This is a genomic window from bacterium (assembly GCA_023150945.1).
Lineage (GTDB): Bacteria > Zhuqueibacterota > Zhuqueibacteria > Zhuqueibacterales > Zhuqueibacteraceae > Coneutiohabitans.
On record JAKLJX010000001.1, the window covers coordinates 630,998 to 643,744 of the forward strand.

Sequence of the window (12,747 nt, forward strand, 5' to 3'; positions counted from 1 at the left end):
GTTGCAGAGGAGCAGTTTCTCAGTCCACCTCGGGAAACTCGAACTTCAGGAGATTGGAGATCACTTTGCCGGCCCAGCGGTAGATATTGTTGTCGGCGACGGCGGCGCGCAGTTTCTGCATGCGCTTGCGGCGCTCTTCTTCCGGCATGGTGAGCGCGTGATGGATGGCCGCCGCGATTTCTGCGGTGGCAAAGGGATTCACCTGCAGCGCGTCCACCAACTCGCGCGCGGCGCCGGTGAACTGGCTCAGAATCAAGGCGCCGCCCTCATCGAAACGGCTGCCGAGGAATTCCTTGGCCACCAGGTTCATGCCGTCGTGCAGCGAGCTGACCACGCAAAAATCCGCCAGGCGGTGCAGCGCCATCATCTGCACCGGCGAGCAGTGCTGTTTGTGGAAGAGGATGGGCCGCCAGGGTCCGCTGCGCCATTTCCAGTTGATCTCCTCGACCAGGCGGTCGATCTCGTCATCGAGCAGCTTGTATTGATGAATATGGACGCGACTGGGTACGCCGATTTGCACGAACACCAGGCGCTCACGATACTCGGGATGCTTCTCCAGCAGCCAGTCCAGCGCACGCAAACGCTCGGGAATGCCCTTGGTGTAATCGATGCGATCGATGCCGATGCCGACTTTCTCGTGGCGCAGGCCCAATTGGTGGCGCCAGTGCTCCATCTCACGGGTGACCGCGGCGCTTTTCGCCTTTCCTTCCTGCCGGTCGAAATCGATGCCGATGGGAAACGGCCGCACGGCCGTGGTTTTGCCGCCGCGGGTAATCTCGAAGCGCTCCCGGTCGACTTTGGTCTCCAGGCTGCGATCCACCGTATCGAGAAAATTCAGACAATGATAGCGCAGATGAAAACCGAGCAGATCATTGCCCAGCATGCCGTCGAGCAATTCTTCCTTCCAGGGGAAGGCGCGGAAAGTCTCCGGGTTGGGCCACGGAATGTGCCAGAATTGCGCCACGATCAGGCTGGGATTGCGCTCCTTCAACATGCGCGGCAGCAGGGTAAAGTGATAGTCTTGAATAAAAACGAACGTCGGCCGATTGTCGACTTCCTGCAGCACGGCCTCGGCGAACAAGCGGTTCACTTCGCGATAGGTCTGCCAGTCCGCCGGATGAAAAACCGGCCGTGAAAAAACGATGTGGCACAGTGGCCAGAGGCCCTCGTTGGCAAGACCGTAATAGTAGCCGCGTTCCTGCTCTTTGGTGAGCCAGACGCGGCGCAGCGTGTATTGCGGCTCGTCGGGCGGCACTGCTACATGATCACTACCGTCGACGGTTTGGCGATCGGCATCACCGCTGCCGTGCCCGACCCACACGCCACCGCAGGCGCGCATCAGCGGATCGAGCGCCGCCGCCATGCCGCTCGCGGGTTGGACGCACTCGATCTGGTCTCCGGCATAGCGGTGAATGTAAGGCTCGCGATTGGCAACAATGATGAATTGATAGCCACGCAACCGGTTTTGAATCAGTTCATACAAGGCTTCTTTCGTCCACATATGCGCTACTCCGTTTTCGTAAAGACGATCCCTTTCGGGCACAACTCCTGCTCCAGAGCCAGGGTCGGGTACGGCGCGATCGCGAAGAGGGAACGATCGGGCGAACGCCAGGCATAACCGGCAGTGTGGTTTTGCACGGCACGGGAAGACACGCAGGTGTTTGGCGCAAACTCGAACAGCCAGTACTGGAACATCCTCGGCGTCGCGCGTTCAAGGCCAACTCGAGGCAGGCTAACGAGGGGGAGCTGCTGCCGGCGGCTCAGTGCAGCTTGTTGGTGTATCGTTGGCGTCGTTCTGGTAGCTGCCACGGCCTGGAGGCCGTCGGCGAAGTCCATGACGTCGCGGCTGCGGGTGCGTCCCGCAAGGGAGCAGAGCGCGTGTCCGTTCGAATTCGCGAACTCTCGAGAAAATGTGCCTGCAGCGGCGTGGCAGTTGCATCAAAATCCTCAGAATTTCCACGACGCCCGAAGTCTTGGAAATCTCGGCTCAGCCGAGGTTGGAGCCTTTTCGGACAGACCCCGGCTGCGCAATCATGATAGCAGCGGGCCAGGCACGATCTCACCTCATCCCGCAAGCGCAAAGGGCCTCGCCGCACCGGAGCGGGCAGCGGAGCAAATTTTGCGCGGCCGGGTTCTCACTGCGATCGGGGTGCCCGTCGCAGCACCAATAGCACGTTTTCGTCGAACCAGCGGATGTTGGTCAAGTCGCGACAGTGCCGCCGCAAGCGGCGCTCGAATTCCCGCACTGCCAGGGCAAACTCGTTCTTCTCATACAAGCAGAAGGTGGAATAGTGGCGCTGGCGGGCGCGCCGGCGCAGTTCCGGCAGATCGCACACGCGTTCGAATTTGAAAAATTCCACTGATTGCAACTGCAGGTGAGGTTGCTGATTGATGAGGCGCCGCAATTCGCCCAGCTCATACAAGCGTGTCTCTTTTTGACTGAAGCCGGGGAAGTGTTTGCCCCAAATGTTGCGGCGGTTTTGGCTGCGCAGCCGCGTGTAAATGAAGAGAGAGCCCTGGTCTCGCAGCACCCGCTGGGCCTCACTCAGGAACAGGCCGAGTTTGAAATGATGAATGGCATTGAACGTGAACAGGCAATGCAACGAGGCGGCCGGCAGCGGCAGGTCATGCGCATAGGCATGAATGGCGGCAAAGTCGTGCAGGCCGTACTGCTGAAGATAAAGGCGCAACTCCCGCAACATCGTCGGGCTGCCATCGAGGCAATAGAGCTGCAGCCGCGCGCCGAGGTGCTCGAACAGCTTCAAATCATACCGGCCGGCGCCGCAGCCAACATCGGCGGCCACGATTTCGGGCATCGTCTGCAGCCTTTCGGCGATGTAAGCGATGGGCGCCAGATCGGTCACGCGCAGATCGCGATAACGCGGCGCGATCCTCAAAAAATGATGTTGAATGTTTTGCATGTGCGTCCTCCGGTGGGATGAGGATGATGATCGCCGTCTTTCCGCGGCCGGAGGAAAGGCGATCACGCTTTTCAGGTTTCGAGGTTGAATGGTATGGCCAGGCCCGCCCACCCGTGGGTACGGCCTGAAGATGCAGCCGCCTCAGTGGGCACGCTCAGAAGAATCGTCCGGACGCAGCACGCTTTGCCTCACATCCTTTGCACTTTGCCATCCTCGCGGCGTCAACTGGAGCGTCCGGACGATTTTCTATGGGAGGGGAGGAAAAGCCATGCGGCATTCAACTCGCCCACCAGCCCATCACCATCAGCAGCAGGAAGAGCGCCGCGAAGACCAGCAGCACCCAAATGCCATCGACCTGCTTTTTCTCGCGCAGGTGGAGCGGCACCTGGCCTGAGTTGTTGCCCGGCGTGAATTCCGGCGCGGTTTTGGTCTCTTCCACCACGTTGATTTCGGCGGGCTTCGTTGCCATGCGTTTTTTGCTTTTGCTCATCTCACATTCTCCGGTTAGGAGTTCATTGCAAACGACTCATGCTCGGCAAACTTGATTCCTTCCTCCGCAGTGATTGCCGCGCGAGGCCGCCGATACTTTCGCGCCCACGGGGAGAGCAGCACTCCCGGGGTGCAGACAAGAGTGCAGGCGTCTTGCAGTGGGTGGCGCTGCCTGCCGGCTCCGAGAATCAGGCTGGCCGGCGGGGAACGACAAAACAAGGCAACGCGCGCCGGTTACACCGCCGGCGCCGGCATTTTACATTGCCGGACATCGCGGCTGTACGAGCAAAATTCCATTAGACAACAACAAACAGCGTACCCTCCGCAACCAGAATAGTAGCGGCGGAGCGGTGACAGCTCAACGTGTGCGAAGCTTAGATAGGACTAGGCGACGGCAGGCGGAGAAACGTCGCTCAGGGCAAGAGTTTTGAAGAAGTCGAGAGTGCTGCGACCGGCGCCGAAACAAAGCATTTCCCGGTTGCCGGAGAGAAGCAGTGGCCGGCGGAGTTCATCTTGGATCATGAGGCGGGAAGCCCGCACCACCCAGTAGCGCAGGTTGAGGCGCAAGCGCAATTCCAAGAGCAGAAACGGCACGGTATTCGCGCTGCGGCAGAATCGCAATAGTCCGCTGCCAAATCCGATTTGCTGCCCGAGAAAAAAAGCGGTCGCCAGCCCGGCTTTGCTGAACAACAGCAGCCACACCGGCTTCAGGCCTGCAAGAAGGATGTTTGCAGTGGGACTCAACATGACTTCAATCGAAAATGGATGGTGAATACTTGTCGATTATTTGTTGGCGTTTCCGTTTTTCCAAATACGAATTTCGGCGCCTAATGTCAAGCACTTCATACCCCCGCCGGCAGAAAGATTCGAACCGCGCCGGGCGGGAATGCAGTCAGCAGGGGTGAACAAGCGCGGCATGGCGCCGCGGCTCTTGCGCTGCCGTGCAAAGGCGCGGCACACCGCGCTCGTAACATTTGCTTTGTTTTCGTGTAAAAGCCGGTGTATTTTGCACGCGGTTGCATCCGCTCTTGCTCTGCTCATGACTGCTTTGGAGAATTCATGAACCGCCCGTCGCCCTCGCGTCTCGTCACTCTTGGCTTGCTGGCCCTCGCCGGGCTGGTGCTCGCCATTCATTTCATGCCCAGAATCAATCCCTTCTTTGCCGCGGATGTGCGCCTCAACAAAAGCCAGGCGCGAGCTGTGGCAGATTCGTGCTTGCAGCAACACAACTTTTCGGTCGCCGGCTTCTTTTCTGACGGCCTCTTCGTGTATGACGGTTCGGCGCTGGAGTATCTCATGAGCCGCTTTGGCGTGCAGCCAATCATGGAACAGGCCCGCGCCGGCCAATTGCCCACCGCCTTCTGGCAATTCGATTTCTATCGCAACGTCCCCAAAGATCAGCAGCAGGAAACCTACCGCGTGCGCGTTTCCGCCTCCGGAGAGTTGTTGAGCTTCCTGCATGTCGTGCCGGATTCGGTTGCCGCCGACACGCTGAGCAGCGAGACCGCCGCGCAACTGGCACGCCAGGCGGTGCAGGGCTGGCCCGGTATTCAACCCGAGCAGTTCAAGCTCGAACAATCTGCGCGCACACAAAAATTGCGGCGCACCGATCACCACCTGGTGTTTGCCCGCCGCGCTGCCGCCCTGGGGGAGGCCGCGGAAGTCGTGGAGGTGCATTTCGCCGGCGCCGAGCTTTCCGGTATGGTGCGCTACCTGCGCGATCCGCAGAATTTCGTTACCGCCTCGGGCGTGGTCAGTTCGGCGAATATTCTGCTGAACACCGTCTCGGTGATCGTTTATCTGCTGCTGCTCTTTGGTTCCTTGATTGCCTTCCTGCGCAAATATCATGAAGGCGAAATCGGCGTGCGCACCGGCCTGTGGCTCGCCGGCATTTTGTTTTTTGTGCTGATTCTGCAGGCGATCAATAGTTGGGATCGCGCCGGCGTGGGCGTTGGGTTCGGGCAAATCAGCCACCTCTACACCAAATTCATTCAACTCGGGGTGTCCACCGCCTTCGGTTACAATTTGGTCGCCTTGATGGTGCTGGCAAGCTGGACCGTGGGCGAACAGGCAATACGCGCCGAGGCGTCGCGCTTGCTCGCCGGTGTTGACAGCGTCTTCAACCACAAATGGTTCACCAAGAATATCGGCCGGGAATTGCCGGCCGGTTTTGCCTATGGTTTGGTCCTCATTGGCCTGGTACAGGGATTGACCTTCTTGATGATTGAGCATCTCGGCGTGCTGCCGCGCTTGAGCGGCGGCGGGCCTTCCCTGCACGATCAGACTCTGCCAGTCTTCGGCATCCTCGCCAACATGTTGATGGCGGCGCTGTTCGGCGAATTGGTTTTTCGCCTATTCTTGATTTCAGCGCTGCGTCGCCTGCTGAAATCAACCGCCGGGGCCATCGTGATCGCCGCCGTGCTCGACGGCCTCTTCCAGGTCTTCTTCAATGAGACCTACAATCTCCGCCCCTCCTATTACATGTTGGTACCGAGCATCGCGACCGGCTTGCTGCAGGGCTTCATTTTCTGGCGCCATGGCTTGCTGGCGGCCATGACTTCCGCGGCAGTGCTGGCCGCCGCGAACATGATCGGCCCGCTCCTGGGCAGCGAGGCGCCGTTCTTTGTGGGCAATGCGCTGGCGGGCATCGGTGTGCTCACCGGCTTGCTGGGCGTGGGCCTCGCCGGCGCCGTGCGCGGCCGCGAATTTGAGTTCACGCCGGAAGCGGAACCGGCGCACATTCGCCGCATCAAAGAGCGCGTGCGGCTGCAGAAGGAACTGGAAATCGCGCATCGCGTGCAGCTCGGCCTGCTGCCCAAACACCAGCCGCGCGTGCAGGGTTTTGACATTGCCGGCCTGTGCGTGCCGGCGCTCGAAGTGGGCGGCGACTATTTTGATTTCGTCGAGTTGCAGGACGGCAACCTCGGCATTGCCGTCGGCGACGTTTCCGGCAAGGGCATTCCCGCCGCCATCTACATGACCCTCACCAAGGGCATCCTGCAATCGCATGCCGGTGAAGAAAGCTCGCCCAAGCAGGTGTTGAGCAAAGTCAACAACCTGATGTATCGTACGATTGAACGCAATTGGTACGTCAGCATGTTCTACGCCGTGCTCGACAGCCGGCGCAAGCTGCTGCGCTTCGCGCGCGCCGGCCACAATCCCGGCATCGTCTTCCGCAGCGGAGAAAGCCAGGCGAGCCTGCTGCAGACGGCCGGCATCGGCCTCGGCCTCGACCCCGGCGAAGTGTTCACGCGCACGCTGGTCGAAGGCGAACTGCAGATGACGCAGGGCGACACCCTGGTGCTTTACACCGACGGTTTCACCGAGGCCATGAACAGTCGCCATGAGGAATTCGGCGAAGCGCGTTTTCTGCAGTTATTGCAGCGGCATCAGCACAGCAGCGCGGCAGCGCTGGTGCACGAAATCCTCGGGGAAGTGAGAGATTTTGCTGGCGACCATCCCCAACACGATGATATGACGCTGGTGGTATTGAAAGCGAACTGACGGCTTGCCCTCCCCCGATTCGGTGCCGCCTCGCGCAGGCCGCTGGAATCATTTGCCTGCCAACTGCATCGTACCGGCAAAGGCCACGGCAGCGGTGCCGCCGATCGCAGTTGGCGCCGCTTGCCGAGCGGCTGCCGCACTCGCATGATCCCCCAAGACCTGCCCGGAAAAATTTCCAAACAGAGGAATGGCATGCCGGCGGCACGAACCTCCGGCATGCGTGCCCGCCTGCACCGGTGCTCGTGGTGCAGCTTGCAATGAAGGCAAAAGTTTCGCACATTGCGCCGCGTTGCACCGCGCGCAATCGTTTCCGCGCATTTCAGCAATCTGCCATACAATTGTCCTGGCGCGCTGGTACTTTGTTGCTTTGATTTGTATAAATGCTTCCGCGTGTCATTCAGAAGGCATCTTGTGAGGTATTTGACACCGTGCTCAAATTTTCACAGGATCCTTGCAGGGGACAGGCGTGGGGGCTACACATTTCAAGGTAACAGACCACTCGTATGAAGGGAGATGATCGAATGACACGATGGACATGGCGACTCAGCATTACGATTCTCATTGTGGTGGCGGTCGCATGGCCGCAAGCCCGCAGCCAAACCACGCCCGCTCCGCCGGCGCTCGAGGAGCTGCAGCGCCAAATTCAGGAACTGAGACAGGTGCATGCCGATGAGCTTGCAGAGCTGCGCGCCCAGATCGAAGATCTCGAACAGCGCCTCGCCGAAGCCAGCCAGCGGGTAAATGCCACGCCGCAATCGGCCAATGTGTTCAATCCCCGTCTGACCGCCTTCGGCAATTTCCTCGGCCGTTTTGACAACCAAGCCGTGGCGCTCGAGGAAGGAGAGCGGATCGACGACCGTTTCAATCTGCGCGAGGTCGAGATCGACCTGCGCGCGGCGATTGATCCCTGGGCCGATGGCTTTCTGATCGTCGCGGTGGAATCCGAAGTGCCCAATCAGTTCGCCACCGGCATCGAGGAGGGCTACCTCGTGCTCAAGAAGCTGCCGCTGCTCAATGCCGCGCCGCTCGGCCTGAAGCTGAAAGCCGGCCGCTACCGGCCGGAGTTTGGCCGCTTCAACAAAGTGCATTTGCATGATCTGCCGCAGACTTCCTATCCACGCGCGCTGCAAGCTTTTCTCGGCGAGGAGGGCTTCATACAGAACGGTTTGTCGGCGCAGTTCTTCCTGCCCACGCCGGGCACGGCCAACACCCTGGAAGCCACCGTCGATTTGTTGAACGGCGGCAACCTGCCGATTGCCGCGGAAAATGCCGTTGATCATCTCGCGGGGCTGGCGCACGTCAAATGGTTTTGGGATCTCGCGCCCGGCCATGATCTGGAGTTGGGTGCGAGCGGCTATTGGGGCAAATCCGGAGGCGAGGAGGGCTTGCACAGCCGGCTATACGGCCTTGACCTCACTTACAAGTGGAAACCCAGGGCCCGCGGTGAATGGCATTCCTTTTTGCTGGGCGGCGAGTTGTATTGGACGAGATACAACCTGGCGGATGATGAACTGCCGAGCCGCCGGCCGCTGGGCTATTATGCCTGGTCGCAATACCAGTTCAATCGCCGCACTTATTTGGGCGTGCGCGCGGATTTTGCCGAGGCGCTCGCCGGTACCAAATTGCAGACCCGCGCCTACGCTGCATTCTTGAGTTACTACACCACGGAATTCCTGCGGCTGCGCCTGGGCTGGGAGCATGTCAAAAGCGACATGGAGTTTGACGGTCTCAACACCGCCATACTCGAGATCAACTTCGTATTCGGCGCGCATCCCACCGAGCCGTATTGGGTGAATCGCTGACCGCGCGCCGCACGCTCCCGCAGGTAGACGAACGCCTTCGGCTTCGCCGATTGGTTCAGATGACAGAATGGAGATTCGCATGAATGATGCTTTGCTGTACCGGTCTGTGCTATTGCTGGCAGCGTTGGTTGCGTCGCTCGCCACCGCGGCCGTTCCCGGCGCGCCGGAGGAAAAGTTGCGCGTGGTGACGACCTTGTCGGTGTTGAAAGATTTTGCCGAAGAAATCGGCGGCGAGCGTGTAGAGGTGCAGGCGCTGGCAGATCCGCACGAAGACCCGCATTTTGTGCAGCCGCGGCCCACGCTGATGAAGCGCGCGCGCGAAGCGGATGCTTTCATCGAGATCGGCCTGCAGCTCGAGTTGTGGACGGAAAACCTGATCGCCGGCTCGGGTAATCTCAAAATTCAAAAAGGCCAGCCGGGTTTGATCATTGCCTCCACCAACGTTGCCACGCTGGAGCTGCCGCAGACCCTGTCACGCGAATGGGGTGATGTGCATCCCTATGGCAATCCTCACATCTGGCTTGACCCGCTCAACGTCAAACAGATGGTGGAGAATATCGCCAACGGCTTCAAGGCGATCGACCCGGCGGGCGCGCCCTATTATGACAGCCGGCTGGCCGCTTACACGCAGCGCCTCGATGAAGCGCTGTTTGGGCCCGAATTGCTGCGCGAAGTCGGCTCTGGCAAACTCACGCGGCTGGCGCGCCAGGGCAAACTGCAGGAGTTTCTGGCGTCGCGCCATCTCGCAGCCAAACTCGGCGGCTGGCTGAAACAGGCACAGGCAGTGCGCGGCAAAAAAATCGTTTCGTATCACAAGACCTGGATCTACTTCAGCCAGCGTTTCGGCTTGACGGTTGCCATCGAGATCGAGGAGAAGCCGGGCATCGAACCTTCGGCGCGCCATCGTGACCGCGTCATCGAGGTGATGAAAGCCCAGGGCGTCAACACCATCCTCATCGAGAATTTCTACTCGCGGGCCGCGGCCGACTACATCGCCGAGCAAACCGGAGGCCGCGTCGTGGTGGTCCCCATCGACGTTGCCGCCGGCACGGCAGCGCCGAACTACTTCCGCCTGATCGACCATTTGCTCGCGAGCCTGCAACCATGATCGAAGAGTTTCTGCGCACGATGACCTACCCCATGCTGGCGTGCCTGCTGCTCGCCGGCATTCATGTTTATCTCGGCATTCATGTGCTGGCGCGCAAGGTGATTTTTGTGGATCTGGCGCTGGCGCAGATCGCGGCGTTGGGCGCGGTGTACGGCGTGTTGCTCGGCTACGATCTCGACGGCGATCAATGGAGCATCAAACTCTTCTCGCTGCTCTTCGCCTCGGTGGGCGCGTTCATCTTTTCGCTCACCCGCATGCGCCATGAGCGTGTGCCGCAGGAAGCGATTATCGGCATTACCTACGCGGTGGCGCTCGCCGCCACCATTCTAATGACCGCTCGGCTGGCGCACGGCGCCGAGCAGGTGGAGACCCTGTTGGCGGGCAGCATTCTGTGGGTGCGCGGCTCGACCATCGTTGCGACAGCGGCGCTGTACGCCGCCATCGGCATTTTTCATTACCGTTTCCGCCGTAACTTCTTGTTGATTTCTCATGATCCGCTGCGCGCCGAAGCCGAAGGCGTCTCGGTGCGGCTGTGGGATTTCCTCTTCTACTTCACCTTCGGCTTCGTGGTCACCAGCTCGGTGGCGATTGCGGGCGTGCTGCTGGTGTTTTGCTTTCTCGTGATCCCGGCGGTGATTGCCGTGCTCTTCGCCGATCGGCTGAGCGCCCGGCTTGCCATCGGCTGGGTGATCGGCGCGTTGGTGAGCCTGCTGGGCGTGATCATTTCATATACCTCCGACTTGCCCTCCGGACCCACGATCGTGGTCTGCTTTGCCCTCTTTCTCATTGCCAGCGGAATCTTGTGGTACGTGCTGCATGCCGCGGACAAGGCCGTCGCCGTGCTGCGGGTGGCCGCCGGAGGCGTGGCGTTCGCCGCCTTCTTTGGCCTGACCCTGCTGTTCGAGAAAGCGCCTGATCGCGACGCGGCGAAGCTGCTGGCCAGCCCGCTCAAGAATGAACGGCTGCTCGGCCTGCACATGCTGGCTGCTGATTCCAGCCTGGAGCAGACCGGCCTGGAGAAGATCCTGCTGCTGCTGACTGATGCCGAAGCCGAAGTGCGCGGCCAGGCGTTGCGGCTGGTGATCGACCGCCGCCTCGCCGCGGCGCTGCCGCAGGTGCTCGCTTTGCTCTACGATCCCCAGGATCTGGTGCGGGAAGATGCCGTGCGCGCTGCGAAAGTATTGGGGCATGCCGGCATCACGCCGCAACTGCTCGCCGCCGCTGACCAGGAGGAGGATGAGTACATTCGCGTGGAGTTGGCGGAAGCGGCGCTCGAGCTGGGAGACCCACATGGCTTGCTGGTGTTGATCCAGGTGATGGACAACGGCGAAGCCACGGACATCCGCAAGGATGCGCATGAGCATTTGTCCGCCCATCTCAATCTTGATTTCCCCTTTCATGCTGAATTAGCAGCGGCTGCCAATGACAGCGAGATTCGCCCATTTCGCGAGTGGTGGGAGAAGCACCATCATGAATTGAAATGGAACCCGCGAACCAAAATCTTTTCTCCCTGACCGCGCGCGGCGCGCCCATAGCCCCTCTGCGTGTTTCATGGGTTCCGTGGGCGTCATTGCAATCGTGACGAAGTAGAAGCACCCAGTTTGCCCAAAGTCATTCCGCTTTTGAGCATCCTTGCTTTACTGCAACGAGTCGGCTTTTGTTGGACTCATCGAAATCTTTCGGCTGTGTTTTCGGTTTGCCATGATTCTCCCGCACGAAATTGCAGGCGCCGCGGTCACGCCGTCCGGCTGGGTGATCTCATCGACGGAAGCGTTGGGTGGCCAGGGTTGGCAGGCGATCTTCGGCAATGACCATCCGCTCAAAGTGGATGTTGGCTGCGGCTATGGCCATTTTCTCACAGCCATGGCGCAGGCCGAGCCGCACTCGAACTTCATCGGCATTGATCTCTATGCGAAGGGGATTGCCCGCGCGCAGCAGAAGAGCGAACGTCTGCAATTGGCCAATGTGCGATTGCTGGCCATGCCGGCACAGGCAGCGTTCGAAACGGCTTTCGCCAGCGGGCAACTGGCGACCCTCTACATCAACTTCCCGGATCCCTGGCCCAAGCGTCGCCATGCACGGCGGCGGCTGGTGCAGCCGGCGCTGGTCGCGCTGATGCATGATCGCCTGCAAGCGAAGGGAGTGGTGATCGTGGCCACTGATGTTGCCGGCTATGCTCGGGAAATGCTGCAGCATTTTCTGGCGCATGGTGGCTTTGAAAGCTGCGAGGCCGCGGGAATCGTCTCTGAGTTGCCGGATCGCGTTCCGACGCTTTACGAGACAAAGTTCCGGCGCCAGGGCCTTCCGCTGTTCTACTTCAAACTACGCAAAATCTCGTTGTCGTCTTCGCCAGCGGGCGGGGAGTCTGATCATGAAGCTGCCGGCCAGGGATCATCATTTCTTGCTTTTTGACGGCGATTGCGGCCTCTGCAATTTCAGCGCAGCGCAGGCAATGCGGATGGAGGTTCGCCGGCGCTGGCGTATCATCCCGTTTCAAGATCTTTCCGATGCGGAGCTGCAGGCGCTCGGCGTCACGCGAACGCAATGCGCCCGCCGGCTGCACGCGGTTTCCCGCAGTGGACGCGCTTATCGCGGCGCGTTTGCGGTCAACTTTTTTCTCTGGCAACATCCGCTGTGGCGGCTGCTCGTGGTGTTGTGTTATGCCGTGCCGCTGCTGTTGGTGCTCGAGATCATTGCCTATGCCGTGATTGCGCGGTACCGGCACCGGCTGTCGCGTTGGCTCGGCCTGGCCGCCTGCCGTGCGCCGGCGGCGCGCGAACAGACTGCGCCACCGGCGTGCCGCCAGCCTTGAACCGGCGAGAGCTGGCGCTTTGTTACCTTAAAGCGGTTTTCAATTGGGCGAGCAGGTTTGTAATCCCCGCCCCTGGGGGCGTTTGTCATAATCAATAAATCCGCGGTTACC

At 60.3% G+C, this 12,747-nt stretch carries 11 protein-coding genes; 6 read left to right on the top strand and 5 right to left on the bottom strand.

Annotated elements, in window-relative coordinates; genetic code table 11:
- Positions 1-19: 19 nt before the first annotated feature.
- The 5 genes from L6R21_02440 to L6R21_02460 form a co-directional block, all read right to left on the bottom strand.
- Positions 20-1,501: a trehalose-6-phosphate synthase gene (locus L6R21_02440; GenBank protein ID MCK6558032.1), complete on the bottom strand. Its 1,482-nt coding sequence runs from the start codon at positions 1,499-1,501 to the stop codon at positions 20-22.
- A 5-nt stretch (positions 1,502-1,506) separates the two neighbouring features.
- Positions 1,507-1,836, bottom strand: a complete 330-nt coding sequence (locus L6R21_02445) for a hypothetical protein (protein ID MCK6558033.1) — start codon at positions 1,834-1,836, stop codon at positions 1,507-1,509.
- Positions 1,837-2,135: 299 nt separating this feature from the next.
- Positions 2,136-2,921: a class I SAM-dependent methyltransferase gene (locus L6R21_02450; protein ID MCK6558034.1), complete on the bottom strand. Its 786-nt coding sequence runs from the start codon at positions 2,919-2,921 to the stop codon at positions 2,136-2,138.
- 277 nt (positions 2,922-3,198) lie between these two features.
- Entirely contained in the window at positions 3,199-3,411 is a 213-nt protein-coding gene (locus L6R21_02455) for a hypothetical protein (protein ID MCK6558035.1), read from the bottom strand.
- Between the two features lie 383 nt (positions 3,412-3,794).
- On the bottom strand, positions 3,795-4,157 hold the full coding sequence (locus L6R21_02460) for a hypothetical protein (protein MCK6558036.1): 363 nt from the start codon (positions 4,155-4,157) through the stop codon (positions 3,795-3,797).
- A 312-nt stretch (positions 4,158-4,469) separates the two neighbouring features.
- Here L6R21_02460 and L6R21_02465 point away from each other — a divergent pair, with 312 nt between their 5' ends.
- The 6 genes from L6R21_02465 (at position 4,470) to L6R21_02490 (ending at position 12,636) form a co-directional block, all read left to right on the top strand.
- Entirely contained in the window at positions 4,470-6,914 is a 2,445-nt protein-coding gene (locus L6R21_02465; GenBank protein ID MCK6558037.1) for a PP2C family protein-serine/threonine phosphatase, read from the top strand.
- Between the two features lie 521 nt (positions 6,915-7,435).
- Positions 7,436-8,716, top strand: coding sequence for a hypothetical protein (locus L6R21_02470; protein MCK6558038.1), 1,281 nt, complete (start codon positions 7,436-7,438; stop codon positions 8,714-8,716).
- Between the two features lie 79 nt (positions 8,717-8,795).
- Complete coding sequence (locus L6R21_02475) at positions 8,796-9,824, top strand: metal ABC transporter substrate-binding protein (protein MCK6558039.1); 1,029 nt, start codon at positions 8,796-8,798, stop codon at positions 9,822-9,824.
- Positions 9,821-11,338 carry a metal ABC transporter permease gene (locus L6R21_02480; GenBank protein MCK6558040.1) on the top strand — a complete coding sequence of 506 codons (1,518 nt, stop codon included), beginning with the start codon at positions 9,821-9,823 and terminating at the stop codon, positions 11,336-11,338. Before L6R21_02475 ends, L6R21_02480 begins: the two co-directional genes overlap by 4 nt.
- Before the next feature lie 118 nt (positions 11,339-11,456).
- Complete coding sequence (gene trmB, locus L6R21_02485) at positions 11,457-12,236, top strand: tRNA (guanosine(46)-N7)-methyltransferase TrmB (protein ID MCK6558041.1); 780 nt, start codon at positions 11,457-11,459, stop codon at positions 12,234-12,236.
- Complete coding sequence (locus L6R21_02490) at positions 12,196-12,636, top strand: DUF393 domain-containing protein (GenBank protein ID MCK6558042.1); 441 nt, start codon at positions 12,196-12,198, stop codon at positions 12,634-12,636. The genes trmB and L6R21_02490 overlap by 41 nt, the downstream gene beginning before the upstream one ends.
- Positions 12,637-12,747 lie beyond the last annotated feature (111 nt).